The organism is Pseudomonas sp. R37(2017) (assembly GCF_002113375.1).
Lineage (GTDB): Bacteria > Pseudomonadota > Gammaproteobacteria > Pseudomonadales > Pseudomonadaceae > Aquipseudomonas.
On sequence record NZ_NEHO01000017.1, the window covers coordinates 1 to 24,302 of the forward strand.

The 24,302-nt window shown below is 61.4% G+C and carries 19 protein-coding genes; 16 read left to right on the top strand and 3 right to left on the bottom strand.

Annotated features, from left to right (window positions below; genetic code table 11):
* Positions 1-2,538, bottom strand: a 2,538-nt coding sequence (locus tag CAG47_RS22415) for a retention module-containing protein (protein WP_143515910.1), incomplete at its 3' end; no start/stop codon positions are given.
* Positions 2,539-2,895: 357 nt separating this feature from the next.
* On the opposite strand from CAG47_RS22415, the gene CAG47_RS22420 reads away from it, so the two are divergent.
* The 15 genes from CAG47_RS22420 (at position 2,896) to CAG47_RS22490 (ending at position 22,126) form a co-directional block, all read left to right on the top strand.
* Positions 2,896-4,248, top strand: coding sequence for a TolC family outer membrane protein (locus CAG47_RS22420; RefSeq protein WP_085727514.1), 1,353 nt, complete (start codon positions 2,896-2,898; stop codon positions 4,246-4,248).
* Positions 4,249-4,290: 42 nt separating this feature from the next.
* Complete coding sequence (locus CAG47_RS22425) at positions 4,291-6,447, top strand: type I secretion system permease/ATPase (RefSeq protein WP_085727515.1); 2,157 nt, start codon at positions 4,291-4,293, stop codon at positions 6,445-6,447.
* A complete protein-coding gene (locus CAG47_RS22430; RefSeq protein WP_085727517.1) occupies positions 6,437-7,801 on the top strand; it encodes an HlyD family type I secretion periplasmic adaptor subunit in 1,365 nt (454 codons plus the stop codon). The genes CAG47_RS22425 and CAG47_RS22430 overlap by 11 nt, the downstream gene beginning before the upstream one ends.
* Positions 7,802-8,201: 400 nt before the next feature.
* Complete coding sequence (locus CAG47_RS22435) at positions 8,202-9,089, top strand: TauD/TfdA family dioxygenase (RefSeq protein ID WP_085727519.1); 888 nt, start codon at positions 8,202-8,204, stop codon at positions 9,087-9,089.
* An 18-nt stretch (positions 9,090-9,107) separates the two neighbouring features.
* Complete coding sequence (locus CAG47_RS22440) at positions 9,108-10,133, top strand: ABC transporter substrate-binding protein (protein WP_085727521.1); 1,026 nt, start codon at positions 9,108-9,110, stop codon at positions 10,131-10,133.
* 5 nt (positions 10,134-10,138) lie between these two features.
* On the top strand, positions 10,139-10,999 hold the full coding sequence (locus CAG47_RS22445; RefSeq protein ID WP_085727523.1) for an ABC transporter ATP-binding protein: 861 nt from the start codon (positions 10,139-10,141) through the stop codon (positions 10,997-10,999).
* A gap of 21 nt (positions 11,000-11,020) precedes the next feature.
* The gene (locus tag CAG47_RS22450) at positions 11,021-11,887 is read left to right on the top strand and encodes an ABC transporter permease (RefSeq protein ID WP_085727525.1); all 867 of its coding nucleotides are present in this window, start codon (positions 11,021-11,023) and stop codon (positions 11,885-11,887) included.
* A gap of 98 nt (positions 11,888-11,985) precedes the next feature.
* Positions 11,986-12,915 (top strand): LysR family transcriptional regulator, encoded by a 930-nt coding sequence (locus tag CAG47_RS22455; RefSeq protein WP_085727527.1) that lies wholly within the window; start codon positions 11,986-11,988, stop codon positions 12,913-12,915.
* A gap of 225 nt (positions 12,916-13,140) precedes the next feature.
* Positions 13,141-14,673 carry an MFS transporter gene (locus CAG47_RS22460; protein ID WP_085727529.1) on the top strand — a complete coding sequence of 511 codons (1,533 nt, stop codon included), beginning with the start codon at positions 13,141-13,143 and terminating at the stop codon, positions 14,671-14,673.
* Between the two features lie 26 nt (positions 14,674-14,699).
* Complete coding sequence (locus tag CAG47_RS22465) at positions 14,700-15,770, top strand: HlyD family secretion protein (protein ID WP_085727532.1); 1,071 nt, start codon at positions 14,700-14,702, stop codon at positions 15,768-15,770.
* Positions 15,767-17,344 (top strand): efflux transporter outer membrane subunit, encoded by a 1,578-nt coding sequence (locus tag CAG47_RS22470; protein ID WP_085727534.1) that lies wholly within the window; start codon positions 15,767-15,769, stop codon positions 17,342-17,344. The genes CAG47_RS22465 and CAG47_RS22470 overlap by 4 nt, the downstream gene beginning before the upstream one ends.
* Positions 17,345-17,424: 80 nt before the next feature.
* Entirely contained in the window at positions 17,425-18,204 is a 780-nt protein-coding gene (locus CAG47_RS22475) for an efflux RND transporter periplasmic adaptor subunit (RefSeq protein WP_085727536.1), read from the top strand.
* Positions 18,201-19,520: an efflux RND transporter periplasmic adaptor subunit gene (locus CAG47_RS22480; protein WP_085727538.1), complete on the top strand. Its 1,320-nt coding sequence runs from the start codon at positions 18,201-18,203 to the stop codon at positions 19,518-19,520. The genes CAG47_RS22475 and CAG47_RS22480 overlap by 4 nt, the downstream gene beginning before the upstream one ends.
* Positions 19,521-21,617, top strand: a complete 2,097-nt coding sequence (locus tag CAG47_RS22485) for an HlyD family efflux transporter periplasmic adaptor subunit (RefSeq protein WP_085727540.1) — start codon at positions 19,521-19,523, stop codon at positions 21,615-21,617.
* 11 nt (positions 21,618-21,628) lie between these two features.
* Positions 21,629-22,126: a GNAT family N-acetyltransferase gene (locus tag CAG47_RS22490; RefSeq protein ID WP_085727542.1), complete on the top strand. Its 498-nt coding sequence runs from the start codon at positions 21,629-21,631 to the stop codon at positions 22,124-22,126.
* A gap of 23 nt (positions 22,127-22,149) precedes the next feature.
* Here the strand turns inward: CAG47_RS22490 and CAG47_RS22495 are convergent, their stop codons facing one another.
* Positions 22,150-22,461, bottom strand: a complete 312-nt coding sequence (locus tag CAG47_RS22495) for a hypothetical protein (RefSeq protein WP_085727544.1) — start codon at positions 22,459-22,461, stop codon at positions 22,150-22,152.
* Positions 22,462-22,514: 53 nt separating this feature from the next.
* Positions 22,515-23,102 (bottom strand): phage tail protein, encoded by a 588-nt coding sequence (locus CAG47_RS22500; protein WP_085727546.1) that lies wholly within the window; start codon positions 23,100-23,102, stop codon positions 22,515-22,517.
* A gap of 308 nt (positions 23,103-23,410) precedes the next feature.
* On the opposite strand from CAG47_RS22500, the gene CAG47_RS22505 reads away from it, so the two are divergent.
* Positions 23,411-24,256 carry a sulfotransferase gene (locus tag CAG47_RS22505; RefSeq protein ID WP_085727548.1) on the top strand — a complete coding sequence of 282 codons (846 nt, stop codon included), beginning with the start codon at positions 23,411-23,413 and terminating at the stop codon, positions 24,254-24,256.
* The last annotated feature ends 46 nt before the right edge of the window (positions 24,257-24,302 follow it).

Consider the following 24,302-nt stretch of genomic DNA (forward strand, 5'->3'; position numbering starts at 1 on the left):
GGGGCCATCGACGCTCGAGGTGCCGGTCAACACACTGCCGCTGACGGCGGTGTCTTCGGCGGTGCTCACGCTTTCACTGAGGTCGGTGAAGCTGTCGTCGACCGGGGTGACGTTGATGGTCAGGGTCGAGGTGACATTGCTGCCGGAGCCGTCGGTGACGGTGTAGCTGACCGTCGGCACGCTGCCGTTGTAATTCTCGGCAGGCGTGAAGGTATAGGTGCCGTTGGCACCGATCACCAGGGTGCCGACGTTGGCGATGGTCGCTGTCTGGCCGGCGTTGAACGTGCCAGGCACGCCGTCGATGGTGAAGTTGACCACGCTGACTGGGCCGTCGACGCTCGAGGTGCCCGTGAGGACGTTGCCGCTGACGGCGGTGTCTTCGGCAGTGGTCACGTTTTCACTGAGGTCGGTGAAGCTGTCGTCGACTGGGGTGACGCTGATGTTCAGGGTCGAGGTGACGTTGCTGCCGGAACCGTCGGTGACGGTGTAGCTCACTGTGGGTAAGCTGCCGTTGTAGTTGGCGTCCGGGGTGAAGGTGTAGGCGCCGTTGGCGCCAATGACCAGGGTGCCGACGTTGGCGATGGTCGCGGTCTGCCCGGCATTGAACGTGCCGGCCATGCCGTCGATGGTGAAGTTGACCACGCTAACCGGGCCATCGACGCTCGAGGTGCCGGTGAGGACGCTGCCGCTGACGGCGGTGTCTTCGGCGGTGGTCACACTCTCGCTGAGGTCGGTGAAGCTGTCATCGACCGGGGTGACATTGATGGTCAGGGTCGAAGTGACATTGCTACCCGAGCCGTCGGTGACGGTGTAGCTCACGGTTGGCACGCTACCGTTGTAGTTGGCGTCCGGAGTAAAGGTGTAGGCGCCGTTGGCGCCAATGACCAGGGTGCCGACGTTGGCGATGGTTGCGGTCTGCCCGGCATTGAACGTGCCGGCCATGCCGTCGATGGTGAAGTTGACCACGCTGACCGGGCCGTCGACGCTCGAGGTGCCCGTGAGGACGTTGCCGCTGACGGCGGTGTCTTCGTTGGTAGTCACGCTTTCACTGAGGTCGGTGAAGCTGTCGTCGACCGGGGTGACGCTGATGGTCAGGGTCGAAGTGACATTGCTGCCCGAGCCGTCGGTCACGGTGTAGCTGACGGTTGGCACGCTGCCGTTGTAGTTGGCGTCCGGGGTGAAGGTGTAGGCGCCGTTGGCGCCGATCACCAGGGTGCCGACGTTGGCGATGGTCGCGGTCTGCCCGGCGTTGAACGTGCCAGCCACACCGTCGATGGTGAAGTTCACCACGCTGACCGGACCATCGACGCTCGAGGTACCGGTCAACACACTGCCGCTGACGGCGGTGTCTTCGGCGGTGCTCACGCTTTCACTGAGGTCGGTGAAGCCATCATCAACCGACGTGACGCTGATGTTCAGTGTCGAGGTGGAACCGTCGGTCACGGTGTAGCTCACCGTCGGCACTGGACCGTTGTAGTTCTCGGCCGGGGTAAAGGTGTAGGCGCCGTTGGCGCCGATCACCAGGGTGCCGACATTGGCAATGGTCGCCGTCTGCCCGGCGGTGAAGGTGCCATTGACGCCATCAATGGTGAATGTAACCACGCTCAGCACGTTGTCGATGTCGCTGTCGTTGCTCAGCACGTTGCCGGTCGCCGCGGTGTCTTCGGCGGTGACTTGGGTATCGGCAGTCAAAACGCTCGGATCATCGACCGCTGTCACGGTGAGATCCAGTGTGCTGCTGGAGCCGGTGTTGGTGGTGTACGTAACTTGCGGTACGGCACCGTTATAGTTGGCGTCCGGAGTAAAGGTGTAGTTGCCATCGGCACCGATGGTCAACGTACCGACGCCGACGATGGTCGCTGTCTGGCCTGCGGTGAAACTGCCGGTCACGCCAGCGATGGTGAAGCTGGTGACACTGAGCGGCGTTTCGGCATCGCTGTCGTTGGTCAGTACATTGCCCGTCGCGACGCTGTCTTCGGCCAGTGTGGCTGTATCAGTGGTCAGTACGCTCGGAGTGTTGGCGGACGCGATGGGCGTGGTGGTCGTGATGTTCTGGTTGCCGGTATCAAGCGTAGTGAGGGCAGCAGTGGACTCAAGACCGTTGGTGGGGAAGCCGATAGTCGGGTCGACACGGCCAGCCGTGGCGTCCAGCATGACAAAGCTGTGACCGCCATCGGCGGCACCCCCACCAGAACCTGTGGCAGTCGGGCCGGCGGCGGTGGCTTCAAGGTCTTTTGTCGGGTCGGCACCGGCAACAATGGCCTGTTGCAGCTCTTCTACCGAAGGCGCGGCTTGCGCGGTGGCGGTTGCCAGGTCAGTGCTGGAGTCCGGAGCGTCGGCGCTCCACTGGGTGTCACGGCCCAGATCGAGGGTGCGGCCATCGGCCAGTTCCAGGGAGACGGCACCGGAAAGAGCGGTGTCGATCTGGTCACCGGCGAACAGCTTGTCGCCTTCAACGAGTACACGGCGGACGCCCTCCGGGGACACCACGAAAACTTGACCGACAATGCTTTTGACGATGGCAACAACACTGCTCATTGAAGACTCTCCGGGTGTCACGTTCAGTTGACTTCCATGGACCTGATAGCGCTCCGCGCCGACCAGTCTGGACGTTCTTTGCAAAATAGATGCACAAATTTGACGCTTCAATTCGTCAATATTTTGGCTATATTTTTTCGCTATTAACTTTATGCCAAAGTATTGACCTTCTTGGAGTCATCCTAAACAATCGTCCCAGTAATGTCACATTGATATTTGAGCTGTGACCCGCCCTCGGTCTGTGATCCAGTTCCGCTTTTTTAACTTTCCGACATACGGTCATTTCGCTTGCCATCTTCCAACACGGCGCGCTGTTCCGTCGTGATTCAAGACAAGAAGTCCCGGGAAATTCCTACAATGCGTTCGCCTTTGTTCATGGCTCTACCTTTCGCCCTCGCCGCGTCTTTCGTCCAGGCACAATCCTTACCAGAAGCCATGCAACAAGCACTGGATGTCCATCCGGAGGTCCAGGCCGGCGTCAACAGTCGGTTGGCGGCTGATTACCAGTTGAAGGCTGCGCAAGGTGGATACCTGCCTCGGGTCGACCTGTTGGGCGGTTATGGTCGCGAAGGCACCGATAGCGTGACTACACGCACTGACGGCAATAACAATCACTGGGAAACCCTGAATCGCAGCGAGTCGAGTTTGCGACTGACCCAAATGGTTTTTGACGGTTTTGCGACGTCCAGCGAAGTAGGGCGTCAACAAGCCACCGTCAATTCCCGCGCCTATTCGCTGTTGAGTACTTCCGAGCGTACCGGGCTGACCGTGGCCCAGGTTTATCTCGATGTGCTGACCCGTCGCGAATTCGTGCGTCTGGCCGAGGACAACCTCAAGAGCCACCAACGCATTTACGACCAGATCCAGCTGCGCACCCAGCGCGGCGTCGGCAGCGGTGCCGACCTCGATCAGGCGGAGGCGCGGATGGCCCAGGCACGTAATAACCTGATCACCGAGCAGACCAACCTGGCTGACGCCGAAACCAACTACCTCTCCGCTGTCGGCCAAATGCCGGATCAACTGGAGCGTCCGGCGAGTTTTCTGGCGCTGATGCCGGCCAATCTGAATGAAGCTCGCGCGCAGATGCTGGAAAACAGTCCGATCCTGCGCTCGGCCGAATCCGATATCGCCGCTGCCGAGAAGCAGTACGACACGGCCAAGTCGACTTTCTACCCACGCTTCGACGCTGAGTTGGGTCGTACCGCGGACAACGACATCGATGGCCAGAACGGCCACGACAACGAATGGCAAGCCATGCTGCGCATGCGCTTCAACCTGTATTCCGGCGGCAGCAACAAGGCTGACCTGGAATCCAAGTCCTACCTGTCGAACCAGGCGCTGGACATCCGCAACAACGCCTTGCGCCAATTGAATGAGGAACTGGGCCTGGCCTGGAACGCCTTGAACAATGCCAACGCGCAGGTGCCGATCGCCCAGCAATACGTCGATCACAGCACCGCCGTGCGTACCGCTTACCAGCGTCAGTTCACCCTCGGCGAACGCTCCCTGCTGGATTTGCTCGACAGCGAGAACGAGCTGTTCACCTCTTCGCGCCGTCTGGTGGAGATCAAGAACATTCAGTTATTTACTCAATACCGAATCAAGGCGACCATGGGCGAGTTGCTCAAGAGCCAGGGAGTGGTCGCACCATTGGCATCCGTTGTGCAGAACGACGTGAAGCCCAAGGTCCAATTGCCCGGTTTGAATTGAGCAGGACCTTCATCGTTCAATTGTCAGCCAAGAGTGCCGAGCGTGGAATCAGAAGTCAGTCGGGTTCAACTCATTCATGATCCGCGCGCGATGCATGACGATCCGCTACTGGATGGTCTGCTCGCTCTTTGCATGCTGCACCAGAAGCCTGCCAGCGCGGCAATGCTTACCACCGGCCTGCCGCTGCCCGAGCAACGCTTGAGTGCCGACCTGCTGCCTCGCGCGGCAGCTCGCGCGGGGCTGCAAGGTCGGGTGCTGCAACGCAGGCTGGAAAATATTCCGGTTATTGCCATGCCGGCATTGTTGCTGCTCAAGGACGGTCGCAGTGCCGTCCTGCTCGGCTGGCAAGGCGAAGATCAGGCGCGGGTGCTGCTCAGCGAAAGCGATGGCGGTGAGTCCCTGGTCAGCCGCGAGCTGCTGGCCGACGACTACACCGGCAAGGTCTTTTTCGCCCAGCCCCAGCACAAATTCGACGTCAATCACGGCACGCTGATTCCGCGTGCGCGCTCGTGGTTCCGCGACACCCTCAAGCGTTCGCGCTGGTTGTACACCGACGCCATCGCCGCCAGTTTCCTGATCAATATCATTGCCATGGCCGCGCCGTTGTTCGTGATGAACGTCTACGACCGCGTCGTGCCGAACCAGGCCGAAGCGACGCTGTGGGTGCTGGCGCTTGGCATCTCTGGCGCCTACCTCTTCGACCTCATCCTGAAAAGCCTGCGCAGCCTGTGCCTGGATCTGGCGGGCAAGAAAACCGACCTGATCATCTCGGCCACGCTGTTCGAGCGCATCGTGGGCATGGCCATGAAGTACCGGCCGGCGCGGGTCGGCAGCTTTGCCCAGAACATCCATGAGTTCCAGAGCCTGCGGGATTTCCTCGCTTCGCTGACCCTCACCAGCCTGATCGACCTGCCGTTCACCCTCCTGATTTTCCTCGTCATCGCGATCCTCGGCGGGCATCTGGTGTGGATACCGGTGCTGGCGTTCCCGATCGCCCTGGCCATCGGCTATGCCTTGCAGAAACCCCTGGTGGCGACCATGGAACGAACCATGGCGCTGGGGGCCGAGCGTCAGTCGAGCCTGATCGAAACCCTGGCCGGCCTGGATGCGGTGAAGGTCAACAACGCCGAAAGCGAACGCCAATATCAGTGGGAACAGACCATCGGCACCCTCAGCCGCCTTGAACTGCGGGTGAAAATGCTTTCCGGCCTGGCGATGAACATCACCTTGCTGATCCAGCAACTGGCCGGCGTGATCATGATCGTCTTCGGCGTGTATCAGATCATCGACGGTAACCTGAGCATGGGTGGCCTGGTTGCCTGTTACATGCTCAGTGGTCGTGCGCTCAGTCCACTGGCGTCTTTGTCCGGGTTGTTGACCCGCTATCAGCAGGCACGGGTGACCATGACCTCGGTCGACCAGATGATGGAGCTGCCCCAGGAGCGCAATTTCGAGGAGCGCCCGCTCAGCCGCAAGGTGCTGCAAGGTGGCATTGAGTGCCGCCAGCTCAACTTCACTTACCCGCAACAACAGAACCCGGCGCTGAAGAACATCACCCTGTCGATTCGTCCCGGCGAGAAAATCGGCATCATTGGCCGAAGCGGCTCGGGCAAGAGCTCGCTGGCGAAATTGCTGGTGGGGCTGTACCAACCGGATGATGGCGCGTTGTTGGTCGATGGTGTGGATATCCGCCAGATCGACGTCAGCGAACTGCGCTACAACATCGGCTATGTGCCCCAGGACATTCAGTTGCTCGCCGGCACCTTGCGCGACAACCTGGTTTCCGGCGCGCGCTATGTCGAAGACGAACTGGTGCTGCAAGCGGCAGAGCTGGCCGGCGTCCACGAATATGCGCGCCTGCACCCTCAGGGTTATGAGCTGCAAGTGGGCGAACGCGGGCAGAACCTCTCCGGCGGTCAAAGGCAAAACGTCGCCCTGGCCCGTGCATTGTTGCTCAACCCGCCGATCCTGCTGCTCGACGAGCCGACCAGTGCCATGGATAACACCGGCGAAGAGCGTCTCAAGCAGCGTCTGGCGGCCGTGATCGAGAACAAGACCATGGTGCTGGTAACGCACCGGGCATCGCTGTTGTCGCTGGTTGAGCGGCTGATCGTGATCGACCGCGGGCAGATACTCGCCGACGGCCCGAAAGCCGCGGTGATGGAAGCGTTGAAGAAGGGGCAGATCAGTGTTGCTTAAGTCGGGTAAGGATTCGATCCGTCGCTACTTCAAAGGCTCTGCTTCACTGCAGGGCCAGCCGCTGCCGGAGGTCAACAAGGCACTGATCGAGGATGCGCCACGGGTCGTGCGTCTGACGATCTGGGCGATCATCGCGTTCTTCGTGTTCCTGATGCTCTGGGCCAACTTCGCGGTCATCGACGAAGTGACCAAGGGCGACGGCAAGGCGATTCCATCGTCGAAGATCCAGAAAATCCAGAACCTTGAAGGCGGCATCGTTTCCGAGCTGTTCGTCAAGGAAGGGCAGATCGTCGAGGCTGGTGCACCACTGGTTCGCCTGGATGACACTCGATTTGCGTCGAACGTCGGCGAAACAGAGGCCGATCGGTTGTCGATGGTGCTGCGGGTCGAACGCTTGAGCGCCGAGGTCGATGACCGTCCGCTGAACTTCCCCGAGGATGTGCTCAAGGCCGTGCCGGGCCAGGCCAAGAGCGAAGAGTCGCTCTATATCAGCCGCCGCCAGCAGTTGCATGACGAGATTGGTGGCTTGCAGGAGCAATTGATCCAGCGTCAGCAAGAGCTGCGCGAATTCACCTCCAAACAGGCGCAGTATCGCCAGCAATTAGGCTTCCAGCGCCAGGAAATCAGCATGTCCGAGCCGTTGGTGGCCCAGGGCGCGGTATCGCCGGTGGAAGTCCTGCGTCTCAGACGCGCCGAAGCGGAGACCCGTGGTCAGCTCGACGCCACCACCCTGGCTATTCCGCGAGCCGAATCGGCAATCAAGGAAGTGCAGCGCAAGATCGACGAAACTCGCGGCAAGTTCCGTAGCGAAGCCCTGACCCAGCTCAATGAAGCACGTACCGATCTGAACAAGGCCCAGGCCACCGGCAAGGCCCTGGAAGACCGGGTCAGCCGCACGCTGGTCACTTCGCCGGTGCGCGGTATCGTCAACAAGTTGCTGGTCAATACCATCGGTGGGGTTATCCAGCCAGGCAGCGACCTGGTGGAAATCGTACCGCTGGACGACACCTTGCTGGTCGAGGCGAAGATCCGCCCGCAGGACATCGCGTTCCTGCACCCGGGACAGGAAGCGACGGTGAAATTCACCGCCTATGACTACACCATCTACGGCGGGATGAAGGCCAAGCTGGAGCAGATCGGTGCCGATACCATCACCGACGACGACAAGAAAACGACTTACTACCTCATCAAGCTGCGCACCGACCGCAGCCACCTGGGCACCGATGAAAAGCCGTTGCTGATCATTCCGGGGATGGTGGCCTCGGTGGACATCATTACCGGCAAGAAGACCATCCTCAGCTATCTGATCAAGCCGATCATCAAGGCGCGGTCCGAGGCGCTGCACGAGCGGTAGGCATTCATCGAGGCTGATGGCCTCTTCGTCGGAACGCCGCCCGGAGCAGGCTCGCTCCCACATGGATATTTGCTGGAACACAATTTTGTGCCAAGCGCAGACCCCCTGTAGGAGCGAGCATGCTCCGGGCGGCGTTCCGACGATGGCGTCAACGGAAATACAAAGATCTACGTCAGAAAGTGACAATTAACGTCACACCACGATTCCTCGATCCCCCGTAGCAATCGCCATATCGTTATTCGTTAACGGTATTTAAATTTCAATTCTTATATCTATAAAGTTAATCCCCTGCGTACCTGCCGACCAATCGGCGCGCCGCACGACACGAACCAACACGGGATTTCCGTGAGTTTCTGATCGACGCGCGCGCCTTTGAGCGTGCCGTGCGTGGGAGTGATTTATGTCTGCAGCTTCAGCTTCGCCAAGCATCGCGCCACAATTCTTTGAAGTCCGCCCGTTCGGCGGTGCGGTGGGTGCCGAAATCATCGGTCTCGACCTGTCCCGCCCGATCAATGATCAGGATTTCGCACGCATTCACCGCGCGCATCTGGATCATCACGTGGTGGTGTTCCGTGACCAGCGCATCACCCCCGAACAGCACATCGACTTCAGCCGTCGTTTTGGCGTGTTGCAGATCCATGTACTCAAGCAGTTCCTGCTGGCAAACCACCCGGAAATCCTCATCGTTTCCAATATCGTCGAGAACGGCCAGAACATCGGCCTGGGCGATGCCGGCAAGTTCTGGCACTCCGACCTCTCCTACAAGGAACTGCCGAGCCTTGGCTCGATGCTGCACGCCCAGGAGCTGCCATCGGAGGGCGGCGACACGCTGTTCGCCGACATGCACAAGGCCTGGGACACCTTGCCCGAGGCGCTGCGCAAAGCGGTGGAAGGCCGCTCGGCCGCGCACTCCTACACGGCGCGTTACAGCGAAAGCAAATTCGAAGGCAACTGGCGCCCCACCCTGACCCCTGAGCAACTGGCCCAGGTCGCCGAAGTCGTCCACCCGGTCGTGCGCACCCATCCGGAAAACGGTCGCAAGGCACTGTTCGTCAGCGAAGGGTTCACCACCCGCATCCTTGGCCTGCCGGAAGACGAGAGCCAACAACTGCTGAGCGAGCTCTACGCCCACAGTGTGTTGCCGCAAAACATCTACCGCCACCAATGGCAGCCCCATGACCTGGTGTTCTGGGACAACCGTTCGCTGATCCACCTCGCCGCCGGCTGCCCCAGCCATCTGCGCCGCAAGCTTTACCGCACCACCATCCAGGGCGACGCGCCTTTCTGATCTATCGGAGATTTGACCATGTCCAAACGTCTGTCCTTTGCACCCCTGGCCGCCGCCATTGGCCTGGGATTCAGCCTGATCGCCGGGAGCCTGGTGGCGCCGACCGTGGCCCACGCCGAAGGTGAAATCCGTATCGCCGAACAGTTCGGCATCGTTTACCTGCTACTGAACGTGGTGCGCGACCAGAACCTGATCGAGAAGCACGGCAAGCAGGAAGGTATCGACATCAAGGTCGACTGGACCCAGCTCTCGGGCGGGGCGGCGGTCAACGATGCGCTGTTGTCCGGGTCCATCGATATTGCCGGTGCCGGCGTCGGTCCGTTGCTGACCATCTGGGACCGTACCCACGGCAAACAGAACGTCAAGGCCGTGGCTTCCCTCGGCAACTTCCCGTACTACCTGGTGAGCAACAACCCCAAGGTCAAGACCATCGCCGACTTCACCGAGAAGGACCGTATCGCGGTGCCGGCCGTGGGGGTTTCGGTGCAGTCACGCTTCCTGCAATACGCAGCCGCCAGGCAGTGGGGCGACCAGGAGTTCAATCGCCTCGACAAGTACACCATCGCGGTTCCGCACCCTGACGCGACAGCGGCACTGGTGGCCGGTGGCACCGAGCTGAGCGGGCACTTTTCCAACCCGCCGTTCCAGGATCAGGAACTGGCCAACCCCAACGTGCACGTGGTGCTGAACACCTATGACCTGCTCGGGCCGAATTCGCCGACGGTGCTGTTCGCTACCGAAAAATTCCGCAATGAGAACCCGAAAACCTACAAAGCGTTCATTGACGCTTTGACCGAGGCGGCGCAATTCGCGCAGAACGATAAAGGCGCGGCAGCCGACACCTACATTCGCGTCACCAAGGCCAACATCGACCGCGCCGCATTGCTGAAAATCATCGACAACCCGCAATTCGAGTTCAGCGTCACGCCGAAAAATACCTACCCGTTGGCCGAGTTCCTCTACCGCGTTGGCGCGATCAAGAACAAACCGGATTCGTGGAAGGACTACTTCTTCCAGGACGCCAAGCCGCTGCAAGGGAGCTGACCGAAATGAATGCCCCTTTGCAAGGCCATACGGTCAGCAAACCGATCGCGGCAGCCCAGGCGTTGCTGTCGGTCGACAACGTCAGCCTTGAATACCGTACGCCGCAGCGTGTGGTGCGGGCGACCCATCAAGTCAGTTTCGAGGTCGACCCGGCGGACCGTTTTGTCCTGCTCGGGCCGTCCGGTTGCGGCAAGTCGACATTGCTCAAGGCCGCCGCCGGATTCATCCAGCCCGTGGAAGGCGAGATCCGTCTGCAAGGCCAGCGTGTCGATGCGCCGGGGCCGGACCGGATCGTGGTGTTCCAGGAGTTCGATCAACTGCCGCCATGGAAAACCGTCAAACAGAACGTGATGTTTCCGCTGCTGGCCTCGAAAACCCTCAAGCGCAAAGAGGCCGAAGCGCGAGCGCTGCATTATCTGCAGAAGGTGGGTTTGGCGGCGTTTGCCGATGCCTATCCGCACACCTTGTCCGGTGGCATGAAGGCACGGGTTGCCATTGCGCGGGCGTTGGCGATGCAGCCGAAAATCCTCCTGATGGACGAACCCTTCGCCGCCCTCGATGCGCTGACCCGACGCAAGATGCAGGAGGAACTGTTGCTGCTCTGGGAAGAGGTGCGCTTCACGCTGCTGTTCGTCACACACTCCATTGAAGAGGCGCTGGTGGTGGGCAATCGCATCCTGTTGCTGTCACCCCATCCGGGGCGAGTGCGAGCCGAAGTCCACAGCCATCAATACGATTTGCACAGCCTTGGCGGTGTGGCGTTTCAGGAGTCGGCACGGCGCATCCATCGGTTGCTGTTCGATGAAGGCCAATCAGCGCAAACCGAGCATGAGCTGGGCTTCGCCGACATCCGCATTGCTTATTGAGCCAGTTGAGAGGAGGGCCCGATGAGCCATTTATCATCCCCGCGTGAAGCGTTCGAAACGGTTTTGCAGCCACTGATCAGCGTGCCGCTGGAGCGTGAATTGCCCCTCGGCCAGCGCCTGTGGCAGCAAGGTTGGTTGCGTAAAAGCCTGATCCTGATATTGCTTGCGGTGCTATGGGAAGCCGTGGCGCGGTATCAGAGCAATGATCTGCTGCTGCCGAGTTTTCTGCAGACCGCTCACGCACTGTACGACGGCCTGCGCAGTGGTGAATTGCTGGGCAAGGTGTGGATTTCCCTGGTGGTGCTGCTCAAGGGATACCTGATCGGCATCGTCCTGGCATTTGCCCTGACCACGCTGGCGGTGTCGACCCAGTTTGGGCGCGATCTGCTCAGCACCCTGACCTCGATGTTCAACCCGTTGCCGGCGATTGCGCTGCTGCCGCTGGCGCTGTTGTGGTTCGGCCTGGGGCAGAACAGCCTGATTTTCGTGTTGGTGCATTCGGTACTCTGGGCCTTGGCGTTGAACACCTACGCCGGGTTTCTCGGCGTCTCGGAGACCTTGCGCATGGCTGGGCGCAACTATGGTCTCAAAGGCATGCGCTTTGTGCTGTTCATCCTGATCCCGGCAGCGTTGCCGTCGATCCTGGCCGGCCTGAAGATCGGCTGGGCGTTTGCCTGGCGCACGTTGATTGCCGCTGAGCTGGTGTTTGGTGCGACCAGCGGGAAGGGTGGGCTGGGGTGGTACATCTTTCAGAATCGCAATGAGCTGTACACGGACAAGGTGTTCGCTGGCCTGGCGGTGGTGATTCTGATCGGGCTGCTGGTGGAGAATCTGGTGTTCGATTCGTTGGAGCGGGTGACAGTGAAACGATGGGGGATGGTGCGCTAGAAACATCGCGAAGGCAGCCGACTCTTCATCACCGAACCAGACGGGATGTTTGCTAGCATTGCGCTTGGATCAATTTTGGTCAGATATGAGTGCTTGCCATGCAACTCCCGGACATGAATCTGTTGGTCGCCCTCGACGCTTTGCTCGACGAGGGCAGTGTGGTGGGCGCCGCGCGGCGGATGAACCTGAGCCCGGCGGCCATGAGCCGGACGTTGACGCGCATCCGCGAAGCCATTGGCGATCCGATTCTGGTACGCGCCGGCCGTGGCCTGGTGCCAACGCCCAAGGCGCTGGAATTGCGTGAGCAAGTGCGCAGTGTGGTGGAACAGGCCGGGCTGCTGTTTCGCTCGGCCGATGCGGTGGAACTGAGTTCGCTGCGGCGTCGATTCAGTATTCGGGCCAACGACTTCTTTGTCGGCGTTTACGGCGGCAAGCTGTTCGACACCCTTGACCGGCAGGCGCCGCACTGCGAGTTGCGTTTCGTCCCGGAAGGCGATGGCGATGATGAGGCGTTGCGCGAAGGGCGGATCGACCTGAGCGTCAGCAACACCCGGCCACTGACCCCGGAGGTGAAGATTCAGAACCTGTTTTCCACCCACTTCGTCGGCCTGGTACGCGAGGATCATCCGCTGCTGGACGAAGAGATCACGGCAGAGCGCTATGCCGGTTACTCCCATATCAGCATGTCCCGGCGTGGCATTGCCCGTGGTCCGATCGATACCGCGCTCAATGCCCTGGGGCTGGAGCGACGGGTGGCGGTGATCGCGCCAAGCTTTCATGCGGCGATGTTTGCCTTGCCCGATTCCGACCTGATTCTGCCGGTGCCCAAGGAAGCCTTGCTGAGTGTGCGCCGGCTGGGATTGAAGCTGCGCTCGTTCGACCTGCCGATTCCTTTGCCGACCCTGATGCTGACCCAGGCCTGGCACCCGCGTTTCGACAAGGATCCGGCCCATCGCTGGTTGCGTGAAACACTCAAGACCTGCTGCGACGAAACCTGGCTGGCCGCTCAACCTGAAAATCACCGCTGAACCCTTGTAGGAGCGAGCATGCTCGCGATGGTCGTTAACGATAACGCGTGTTTGCTGGTTAAACGCGGCGCCTTCAAGTCCATCGCGAGCATGCTCGCTCCTACAGGGGGGGGGAGGTTTGTATTGTTGTGTCTGGCGCACTTATAAGCTGCGGATAAGTTGATTTTCGTCAGGCATCGCGCTTCTTAGAATGCTTCGGTCTTTCCACACCGGAGCTCGCAGTACATGACTTCTCTCACGGCCCCGGCACCTCTCGCTGCGGCCAGCACGGCAATTGCGCCGCCAGTCTTCGGCGCGCGGATCATCATCGGCCTGGCAGGCGTATTGCTGGCGGTGCTGGTGTCGGGCCTGAACGAGATGGTGACCAAAGTCGCCCTGGCCGACATCCGTGGTGCGTTGGCCATCGGCTACGACGAAGGAACCTGGCTGGTCGCCTGTTACACGGCGACTTCCGTGGCGGCCATGGCCTTCGCGCCGTGGTGTGCAGTGACGTTCTCGTTGCGGCGTTTCACCCTGTGCGCCATCGGCCTGTTCACCTTGCTGGGCGTGCTGTGCCCCTTCGCCCCGAATTACCAAAGCCTGTTGTTGCTGCGCACCTTGCAAGGCCTGGCGGGCGGGGCATTGCCGCCCATGCTGATGACCGTGGCCCTGCGGTTTCTGCCGGCCAGCGTGAAGCTGTATGGCCTGGCCGGTTATGCCCTGACGGCGACGTTCGGCCCGGGCCTGGGCACGCCATTGGCCGGGTTGTGGACCGAGTATGTCGGCTGGCAGTGGACTTTCTGGCAAATCGTCGCGCCTTGCCTGATTGCCATGGCTGCAGTGGCGTATGGCTTGCCCCAGGACCCGCTGCGCCTGGAACGCTTCAAGTCTTTCAACTGGCGCGGCGTGCTGTTGGGTTTTCCAGCCATTTGCATGCTGGTGATCGGCATTTTGCAGGGCAATCGCCTGGACTGGTTCGAGTCCAGCCTGATTTGCGGACTGCTCGGTGGCGGGTTGTTGCTGCTGGTGCTGTTTTTGGCCGGCGAGTGGTCGCAACCGACACCCTTTTTCAAGTTGCAGATGCTCGGCATCCGTAACCTGTCTTTTGCCCTGCTGACCCTGGCGGGCGTGCTGGTGGTGCTGCAGGCGGTGATCATCATTCCGTCCAGCTACCTGGCGCAGGTCCAGGGTTATCGCCCGGTGCAGACCGCTCCGATCATGTTGCTGGCGGCGTTGCCGCAATTGATTGCGCTGCCGTTGGTGGCGGCGCTGTGCAACTTTCGCTGGGTCGATTGCCGTTGGGTGTTGGGCCTTGGCTTGAGCATGCTGGCGCTGTCGTGCGTTGGTGGCTCGCACCTGACGTCCGCATGGATTCGCGACGATTTCTACGTGCTGCAATGGCTGCAGATTTTCGGCCAGCCCATGGCGGTGCTGCCGCTGCTGATGCTGTCCACCGGTAGCATCAACCCGATGGAAGGGCCATTCGCGTCGGCCTGGTTCAACACCGTCAAAGGCCTGTCGGCGGTCATCGCCACCGGGGTGATCGAAGCACTCACCACGGCACGCCTGCACTTTCACTCGACCATGCTGGTCGACCGCCTCGGCAACTCGCCGCTGACCGAGTACGACAGCGCAAGCCTGGCTCATCGTCTGCATGAGCAAGCGCTGGTGCTCGTTTCCTCTGATCTTTACCTGTGCATGGCGGGTATCGCCGTGGCCTTGATCCTGTTGATTTTCTGGCTGCCGACGCGGATCTACCCACCGCGCGCACCCACCTGAATGCTCCACTGATACAGAAGGTTTTGATGAACACTCAAGCAAAGCAGAAAGTCGTGGTTGCCGTGGCCGCCGCATTGGCCGTCGGTGTGTTGCTGTACCTGGCGATGCCCGGCCTGTTCGGCAAGCGCACCCGACAGAACACCAACGATGCTTATGTCTCGGCGGACTTCACCCTTGTTGTGCCGCGTGTCGCCGGGTTCATCAAGCAAGTGCTGGTCGAGGATAACCAGCAGGTCAAGGCCGGGCAGTTGCTGGCACTGATCGATGACCGGGATTTGCGCGCCGCCGCCGAGGCCGCTGACGCCGAAACGCTGGTGGCCAGGGCGCAACTGCAAAACGCCACGGCGACTCTGGAGCGCCAGGCCTCGGTGATTGCCCAGGCGCAATCCTCGGTGGTTTCGGCCAAGGCGGAAATGGCCTTTGCCGAGCATGAATTGAATCGCTACAACCACCTCGCCGGAGTGGGCGCCGGCACGGTGCAAAATGCGCAACAGGCGCAAACGCGCATCGACCAGGCCTCCGCGCGGCTGGCCAATGCCACGGCGGTACTGGCGGCGGAGCGCAAGCAAGTGGAGATCCTCACGGCCCAGCGCGATGCCGCCGAAGGGGGGCTGAAACGGGCGCAAGCGAAGCTGGAAATGGCCAGCTACGAGTTGTCCTATACGCGGATCGTCGCGCCACAGGACGGCATGGTCGGCGAACGCGCGGTGCGGGTCGGTGCCTATGTCACGCCGGGCAGCAAAATCCTCGCGGTAGTGCCGCTGGCACAGGCCTATGTGATGGCCAATTTCCAGGAAACCCAACTGACGGATGTGCAGCCGGGCCAGGCTGTGCAAGTGCGCGTCGACAGTCTGGGCGGTGCGGCACTCAACGGTCGAGTCGAAAGCATTGCACCGGCCACCGGGGTGACGTTCGCCGCCGTCAAACCGGACAACGCCACCGGCAACTTCACCAAGGTGGTGCAGCGAATACCGGTGAAGATCGTGCTGGAACCTGGGCAAGCGCTGGCCGAGCGCTTGCGGGTGGGGATGTCGGTGGAGGCGAGTATTGATACTGGCAGCGATGCGTCGTCTGCGCGAGAGGTGACTCAGCGATGAAGGACGGTGTTGGCTGGTCAGACGCTTTCGCGAGCAGGCTCGCTCCCACAAGGGATCTGCGTAATGCTGAAGTTTCCGGGATCACAGTCAGTACACTGTGGGAGCGAGCCTGCTCGCGAAGAGGCCTGTGGCAGCGACTCACCTTCAGTGCCTTACTCGTCATGAGTCTCAGCGCCTGCACCGTCGGCCCCGATTTCCAAAAGCCCGACACCCCACGGATCGCCGAATGGGCAAAACCCTCAAGGGCAGCCACCAGCCAGGCCGTCGCCGAAACGATGGACGAGCGCTGGTGGGAAGTGTTCCGCGACCCGAAACTCTCGGCCCTGAGCCAGCGCGCCCTGACCGACAACCTCGACCTGAAGCTGGCCGGCAGCCGCTTGCAGCAAAGTCGTGCAGTACGGCAGGTCATCACGGCCGACCGCTACCCCAACACGGCCGTCAGCGGCAGTTACGGACGCAATCGCAACAGTGCTGAAGGCCTGAGCGACCCGTCGGGTCACAATGGCCAGTCGGCTTTCAACCTTTGGAGCGCCGGGTTTTCCGCCTCCTGGGAGCTGGATTTCTGGGGCCGCGTGCGTCGGGAAACCGAAGCCGCCGACGCCAACCTGGAAGTCGCCGAGAATGACCGGCGCGGCGTGCTGCTGTCGGTACTGGCCGACACCGCGCAGGATTACATTCAGTTGCGCGGCGTGCAGAACACCCGGCTCGTCACCGAACAAAACCTCGATGTCGCCCGCCACAGCCTGAAGCTTTCGCAACTGCGCCTGGTCGACGGCGTCGCGACGGATCTGGATGTCGCCGAAGCCGCCGCGCAGGTAGCGGCCATCGAATCGCGCCTGCCCGCGCTGGAGCAGCGTCAGTGGCAACTGATCAATGCCTTGAGCCTGTTGATGGGTGAACCGCCCCAGGCATTGGCCGCGGAGTTATCCACAGACGCACCGGTGCCACAAACACCGCGACAGATCGCCATCGGCCTGCCTTCGCAACTGGCTGAACGGCGGCCGGACATTCGTCAGGCCGAAGCCCGGCTGCATGCCGCCACGGCCGGCATTGGCGTGGCCAAGGGTGATTTCTATCCGCGCATCACCCTGTCGGGGAACATCGGTTCACAGGCCATGCAACTGAGCGATTTCGGTTCCTGGGGATCGCGCTCGTTCGGGATCGGCCCGCAATTGAGCTTGCCATTGTTCGACGGTGGCCGCTTGCGCGGTGTGCTGAATGTGCGTGAGGCGCAACAACAGGAAGCCGCTATCGCCTATCAACAAACCGTGCTGCGCGCCTGGCATGAAATCGATGACCAACTGACCGTCTACAATGCCAGCCAGTTGCGTCGCGACAGCCTGGCCGAAGCCGTGCGCCAGAACCGTATTGCGCTGGACACCGCACAACGGCAGTACGTCGAAGGTGTGGTGGATTTCGTCACCGTGCTCACCGTGCAAGGGGCCTTGCTGGCCACGCAGGAGCAGTGGGTCGAGAGTTCGACCGGCGTGTCGCTGGCGGCCGTCGGGTTGTACAAGGCACTGGGTGGCGGTTGGGAGTCGGTGTATCCGTTGGCCGAGACGGCACAACGTTAAATAAGCAGGCAATGATGGCCATCTGCTTGACGCTAACTACCGCTGTCGTAGACTCCGATGATCCGAAAGGGAGTACGGTCATGCGGTTTTTCTGTGTGTTGGGGTTGGGTTGTTTCTTCGCCGCGAGCGTTGTCCAGGCGCAAACGCCCGGGGCAGACGATCCGCTTGCGCAAATGGATGCAGGCGCCAGTGCTGCGACCAGCGCCGAGGCCCGCGGTGTATTGCGCGCCCGGGACCAGGCCGTTCTGGCCAGTGAGGTGCCCGGACGGATTGTCGAATTGCCATTCAGTGAGGGGGAGTCGTTCAAGAAGGGCGATACCCTGGCGCGGTTCGATTGCTCCGCCTATCAGGCGCAGCTCAATGCCGCTCAAGCGGCCAGCCGTGGTGCGGGTGAAGAACTGGCGCACAATCGGCAACTGGCCGCGCTGAATTCGGTCGGGCGTTTCGAAGTGGCACGTGCCGAGGCCAAGGTCAGCGAAACCCAGGCGCAGTCCCAGGTGTATCAAGTGCAGGTCAAGCGTTGCAGCGTGCTGGCGCCGTTCGATGGCCAGGTCGTCGAACGCAAGGTACAGCGCTATGAAAGCGTACCTGCCGGTGCACCCTTGCTGGACGTGGTCGACAATCGCACCCTGGAAATCCATCTCCTCGTCCCCTCGCGCTGGATGGCCCGACTCAAGCCCGGCCAGACCTTCAGCTTTGTTCCAGATGAAACCGGCAAGTCGTTGGAGGCTACGGTCAAGCGCCTGGGCGCGCGAATCGATGAAGGCAGCCAGACCCTGCTGCTGGTGGCCAGCGTGCCCGACGCCAGCGGGTTGCTGGCGGGCATGAGTGGCACGGCGCATTTCGCGGAGTTCAAGTGAACGCGCCGGTGAACGGCGGCGCCGAGCAGGTGTTCGCGCGCTTTCTTGACCTTGAGCGCCAGACCCGCGCCGCCCAAACCTCCGCTCAATTGGCCTACAGTCTGGTCAATGATGGCCAGGCACTGTTTGGCTTTCGCCATGCGGCATTGTTGATCGCCGGGAAGGTGCAGGCCGTGACCGGTGTCAGCGCGGTGGAGCCGAATGCACCGTTTGTCGCGTTCGTCGAGCAGGCGGTGGCGCAGTTGTTCAAGCGCGACCAGTTGCACCCGGCACGGGTCGTTCCCGCCGATGCCTTCGATGAGTCGCTGCAGGCGCAATGGCAAAGCCTGTCGGCGGCCCAGGTGTTCTGGTTGCCGCTGATCGATCGCCAGGGCGAGGTGTTCGGCGGGTTGTGGCTGGCCCGGGACGTTGCGTGGAACCCTGCCGAACAAGTATTGCTGGCGCAGCTGGGCGATACCTACAGCCACGCCTGGCAAGCATTGCAACCGCGCAAGCCTTGGCGCCTGCGCTGGACACGCAAACGCCAGGCGCTGCTGGTCGCCGTGCTATTGCTCGGGCTGTTGATCCCGGTGCGCCAGTCCGTATTGGCACCGGCCGAAGTGGTGCCGCTGGGCGGTCGGGTGGTGGCGGCGCCACTGGACGGTGTCATTGCCGAATTTCTGGTCAAACCCAACCAGACGGTGAAGGCCGGCGAATTGTTGCTGCGCTTCGAAAGCACCACGCTCAAGGCCCAGGCCGATGTCGCCGAGCGCGCCCTCGGGGTTGCCGAGGCGGAACTCAAGGCCAACTCCCAGCGCTCTTTCGCCGATGCCGAGTCCAGCTCGAAACTGGACTTGCTGGCTGCCCGCGTTGAACAGAAACGCGCCGAGCGCGACTACGCCCGTGAACTGCTCAAGCGCAGCGAAGTGCGCGCCGAGCGCGATGGCATCGCGGTATTTGCCGACGCCGAGCGCTGGACCGGCAAGCCAGTGCAGACGGGCGAGCGGCTGATGGAAATCGCCGATCCGGCTCAGGCGCAATTGCGTATCGAACTGGCCGTGGGGGATGCGATCTCCCTGGAGCCCGGTGCTGAAGTCGCTTTGTTCCTCGACAGTGACCCGCTGCAACGTCATCTGGCGAAACTCGAACGTTCGGCCTATGAAGCGCAACCCACGGCGGGCGGGCAATTGGCCTATCGCCTGGATGCGAATTTCGACGCGGCGCCCCCGCGCATCGGTTTGCGCGGCACGGCAAAGATCTTCGGTGACCGGGCGCCGCTGGCGTTGTACCTGCTGCGTCGCCCGTTGGCCGGTTTGCGTCAGAGCGTGGGCCTGTAGATGAGCCTGCCCGGCCTGCGTGCCGACCTGCAGTTGTCCCCGGCAGCGCCGGCGCTGGACGGCGCGCCCTGCTGGACGCTGGCCGACCCGGTGCAAGGGCGTTACTTCAAGCTCGGTTCGACGGCGATGCGTTTGTTGCGTCACTGGTCGCTGGGTGAGCCCGAACAAGTCCTGCGGGCGGCCAATCGTGAGCCGGGACTGGCGCTGGACGGAACGGATCTGGAGCAATTGCTGGCGTTCTTGCGCAGTCACGATCTGATTACCGCCCTCGATCCCCGGCAGCGCGCCAGTTACTGCTTCAAAGCGGCGGCCCAGCGCCAGAGCTTGTGGCAAGTGTTGCTGCACCAGTACCTGTTTTTTCGTATTCCGCTGTGGCGCCCCGAGGGTTTTCTCAATCGTGCCTGGCCCTGGCTGGAGCGTTTTGGCCCGCGAGCGCTGCGCTATGGATTGCCAACCGTGCTGGGGTTGGGGGTATTTCTGGTGTCGCGAGACTGGCAGCGATTTATCGCCACGTTTCCGCACTTGTTCAGTCTTGGCGGCGCGCTGGCGTTTGGTGTGGCCTTGTTTTTCGCCAAGCTCTGCCACGAGCTCGGTCACGCGTTCATGGCCAAGCGCGCCGGGTGCCGGGTACAGAGCATGGGCGTGGCGTTCATGGTGCTGCTGCCGATGTTCTATACCGATGTCAGCGATGCCTGGCGGGTCAATGATCGCAAGGCTCGATTGCTGATTGGCGCTGGTGGCGTGCTGGCGGAGCTGCTGTTGGCGTGCCTTGCCTTGCTGGCATGGTCGTTGTTGCCCGACGGGCCGGCCCGCACTGCGGCGTTCATGCTCGCCAGTGCCACCTGGATCACCACATTGGTGGTCAATCTCAACCCATTCATGCGCTTTGACGGTTATTTTCTGCTCAGCGATTTCTGGCAGGTCGATAACCTGCAAGGCCGGGCGTTTGCCTTGTGCCGCTGGCGCTTGCGCGAGTTTTTGTTCGGCTATGGCGCAGCGGCGCCGGAGCCTTGGTCGCCGACAATGCAACGGCGTTTGCTGATCTGGGGGTATGGCTCGTGGTTATGGCGCGCAGCGTTGTTTTTCGGAATCGCTCTGGCGGTCTATCACTTGTTCTTCAAGGTGTTGGGGATCTTCCTGATGCTGGTGGAACTGGTGTGGTTCATCTTTCTGCCCATCATGAGTGAATGGCGCCAGTGGTGGAGCCGCCGCGAACAGGCGCATGGATCGCGGGTGCTGCTCAGCGGTCTGGCGTTGCTCGGGTTGTTGTTGGCGCTGATCGTGCCGTGGCGCAGTGCCGTCGAGGTGCCGGCCATGCTCGAAGCGGGCCGGGTCAGTACCTTGCATGCGCCGGTGGCGGCAAGGATCAAAACGGTGAATGTGCGCGACGGACAGTCGGTGGCGCAGGGTGAAGTCCTGATCGAGCTGGAGTCCCCGGATCTCGATTCGCGCCAGGCCATCGCGCGCCGGGAAATCGAGATTCAGCAGTTGCAGATGCGCCGTCAGGCCAGCCGAAGTGAAACGGCTTCCGATGCCGCAATCGTCGAGCAGCGCCTGGCCGAAGCGGTCGCCGAGTACCGGGGGCTGGCGGCTCAGCGCGAGCGCTTGCTTTTGCGCGCCCCCTTTGCCGGCACTGTGCGTGATCTGCTGCCGCAATGGACGGTGGGGCGCTGGCTGTCGACTCGGGAACCGCTGGCCCGGGTGGTCGAGGAGGGCGTGCGCTTGCGCGGCTATCTGGCCGAGGCAGAACTCTGGCGTGTGTCACCGGGCGCCACCGGACGGTTTATCGCCGATGACCCGATGCATCCGTCGATTGCGGTGCAACTGAGTGAAATCGACACCAACGGTGTGGCGTTCGTCGATCAAGAGGCGCTGACCTCCGATCACCACGGACCGATTGCCGTGCGTCGCGATCAGCAGCAACGGGCCGAGCCGGTGCAGGCGCAGTATGGCGCGCGATTGACTACCCTCGAACCGGCGTCGACGCCGGTGCAGCCGTTGCGTGGGGTGGTAGTGTTGCAGGGCAGCGGCGAGTCGTTATTGGGGGTCGCCTGGCGACGCATGGCGGCGCTGGGGGTCAGGGAAAGCGGTTTTTAAGGAGAGCGACAATGACGAACAGTAGTGCTGTGGCAGCCGAAGGTTTGGTGGTACGGCCTTCGCGAGCCAGTGATGGACCTTTTTTGCAGCGCCTGTATCAATCCGCCCGACCGGACCTGCAATGGATCGACGGCGGCGTCGAGGTGGTCGAGCAGATTGTGGCCCAGCAGTTCCAGGTGCAGGAGCAAGGACTGGGGGAAAACTTTCCCAATGCCATGAATTACGTGGTTGAGAAGCTCGGCACGGCGATTGGCGCGTTGAGCACTGATTTCGGACCGAACGAGATTCGCGTGCTGTATCTGGCCTTCATCCCGGCGGCGCGGGGGCAGGGGTATGGGCGGGCGGTGTTGCAGGGGGTGCAGAAAGCCGCCCAACAGATTCGTTGCCCGGTGGCGACGGTAGTCTGGGCCAGTAATCCCCATGCGCTTGAGCATTACCTGGCCCTGGGTTTTGCAGTGCAGGAGTACAACGTCGCGGCACGAAGGCTGGTGTGGTATCCGCAAGGCTGAAGGCGCTGCTAGCCAGAAAATGGTTAGTTGAAGGCGATGTAGAAGTAGCATCGCTGCGGATCACGTCCCATCGACGGTACCCGGGAAACGAAAATGTTTTCCACTTCACCCAGTTCCGGCAATTGCAGCATGCATGGACCGTTCACGAAATCGGTCGGGACCAGGCTGTTGAGCTCTACGCTGAATGGCATGCGCTCACTGTTGCGCATGCGGGCGCCAGGTGAGTCTTCAAGGTGTTCGATCTGCACCGGCAATTCGCTGCCGTCGGGCAGTCGAAGGGCGACGGTCTGGCCCAGCAGGGTCTGGAAATGATGGCTTTGAACCGCTTGCAACATGGTCAGGCTCCGATAGTGAACAGTGCCGGGGGCTTGCGACCCCCGGCGAATCTTCAGCCGCGCGATGGAAAAATCCCTTGCAGGGCGATGCTGAAGTTGATGACCAGGAACGGGTTCATCACGCTCATGGGTTGGGTCCCGCCAGTGGAGGCAATCTCTCCGGTGACGGTGGTGGTCACGCCCTGGAGCGCCACCGCCGTTGCCCCTTGTTGATCGGAGTAGATATTCGCCGTCCCCGGTCCGCCGCTCGAAGCGCCGATAAAGGAGTTGGTTGCCGTTGGCACGCTTACGGGATTGCTCGAGGGATTGGCCAGTTGCAGGGTAGTGGTGGCGGTCAGTCCGGATATCTGGTGGGTGTGGTTGGGCATGTTGCTGATGGTCGCGGTGACGTTTTCGGTGCCGGAAATCTCGCCAATGGTGCGCGTGCTGAGATTGACGCCGGTGCCCTGGGCCATCGGTAATCGACCTTGCAGGTTGGGTAGCATGAAGGTGGTCTGGCCGTTGCCGCCGTAGTTCACGCCGATCAGCGCGAACAATGCATTCCATTGCGAAATGCTTAACGTCTGGCCATTGCAAAGGGCCCAGTTCTGGGGAGCGAAATCAAAGGCGAAAGGCTGGATAGTGCCGATAAATACTTCCATGAATCCTCATCCTTCAGGTTGGTGGTTGGCGCGCCACGCAACTGCCAGACACCTGGGGGTGTCGACTCCTTTTCCTGTACGTGGCTCGGTCACGCCACGCCACAGCGTAGACGTAGATTGTGGGTGTCGTGGCGGGGTTGTGTTTGTCCGATGGACGCGCCCCCCCGGGGCTGTCGTCCTTAAAATCCTTCAATGTCGCGAAAAGCTCGGTATCAAGTCGAATTAGCTTCAAATTGATATCAAAACACCACTAGGCGAACACATTTCCATCAGATACGCTTTGTCCTACAAAAGGACTTACCGTCACGGTGAAGGGATTGCACCAATTCCACTTTATTTCCGGCTTGCCACGCTCAGGTTCGACGCTGCTTTCTGCCATTCTTTTGCAGAACCCGCGTTTCCATGCCGGAATGAGCAGCCCTGTGGGTACCCTGTTTTCCGGTGTCCTGGAACAGTGCAGTGCGGGCAGCGAGTTCGGCGCGGTGATCGACACCGACATGCGCCGCCGCCTGTTGCGCGGCCTGTTTGATTCCTTCTATGCCGACAAGGCTGACAAACCGGTGGTGTTCGACACCAATCGACTCTGGAGCGCCCGGCTGCCGGCCATCAACGATCTGTTTCCCAAGGCCAAGGTGATCGCCTGTGTGCGCAACGTCGCCTGGATCATGGACAGCATCGAGCGGCTATACCGCGCCAACCCCTATGAAAACACCAAGCTCTTCGGCGATGCCGTCGAGCGCAACACCGTCTACAGCCGCTGCGAAACCCTGGCCCAGCGCAATCGCCTGGTGGGTTTCGCGTGGGCGGCGCTCAAGGAAGCCTACTACGGCGAACAGGCCGACTCCTTGCTGATCATCGACTATGACTTGCTGACCCAGGCTCCGGAGCGGGTGCTGCGGCTGGTCTACGACTTCATTGGCGAACCCTGGTTCGAGCACGACTTCGAGCGCCTGGCCTACGATGCACCGGAGTTCGACCAAGCCCTCGGGGTGACCGGCCTGCACAAGGTCAGGCCCAAGGTTGCGTTACAGGCCCGGCGCACCATTCTGCCGCCGGATCTGTTCAAGCAATATTCAGACTTGTCCTTTTGGCTCGATGGCTCTGCCAGCGCCGCCAATGTCATTCGTATGAAGTCCGACGCCGCGAACATTTGATCGCGGCGTTTTTCATTGATGCGTTACGTACATTCGTTCGAGTTCG

Coding starts and splice junctions, on each gene's coding strand:
- CAG47_RS22420 (WP_085727514.1), top strand. CDS start 2,896: ATGCGTTCGCCTTTGTTCATGGCTCTACCTTTCGCCCTCGCCGCGTCT.
- CAG47_RS22435 (WP_085727519.1), top strand. CDS start 8,202: ATGTCTGCAGCTTCAGCTTCGCCAAGCATCGCGCCACAATTCTTTGAA.
- CAG47_RS22440 (WP_085727521.1), top strand. CDS start 9,108: ATGTCCAAACGTCTGTCCTTTGCACCCCTGGCCGCCGCCATTGGCCTG.
- CAG47_RS22445 (WP_085727523.1), top strand. CDS start 10,139: ATGAATGCCCCTTTGCAAGGCCATACGGTCAGCAAACCGATCGCGGCA.
- CAG47_RS22450 (WP_085727525.1), top strand. CDS start 11,021: ATGAGCCATTTATCATCCCCGCGTGAAGCGTTCGAAACGGTTTTGCAG.
- CAG47_RS22455 (WP_085727527.1), top strand. CDS start 11,986: ATGCAACTCCCGGACATGAATCTGTTGGTCGCCCTCGACGCTTTGCTC.
- CAG47_RS22460 (WP_085727529.1), top strand. CDS start 13,141: ATGACTTCTCTCACGGCCCCGGCACCTCTCGCTGCGGCCAGCACGGCA.
- CAG47_RS22465 (WP_085727532.1), top strand. CDS start 14,700: ATGAACACTCAAGCAAAGCAGAAAGTCGTGGTTGCCGTGGCCGCCGCA.
- CAG47_RS22470 (WP_085727534.1), top strand. CDS start 15,767: ATGAAGGACGGTGTTGGCTGGTCAGACGCTTTCGCGAGCAGGCTCGCT.
- CAG47_RS22475 (WP_085727536.1), top strand. CDS start 17,425: ATGCGGTTTTTCTGTGTGTTGGGGTTGGGTTGTTTCTTCGCCGCGAGC.
- CAG47_RS22485 (WP_085727540.1), top strand. CDS start 19,521: ATGAGCCTGCCCGGCCTGCGTGCCGACCTGCAGTTGTCCCCGGCAGCG.
- CAG47_RS22490 (WP_085727542.1), top strand. CDS start 21,629: ATGACGAACAGTAGTGCTGTGGCAGCCGAAGGTTTGGTGGTACGGCCT.
- CAG47_RS22495 (WP_085727544.1), bottom strand. CDS start 22,461: ATGTTGCAAGCGGTTCAAAGCCATCATTTCCAGACCCTGCTGGGCCAG.
- CAG47_RS22500 (WP_085727546.1), bottom strand. CDS start 23,102: ATGGAAGTATTTATCGGCACTATCCAGCCTTTCGCCTTTGATTTCGCT.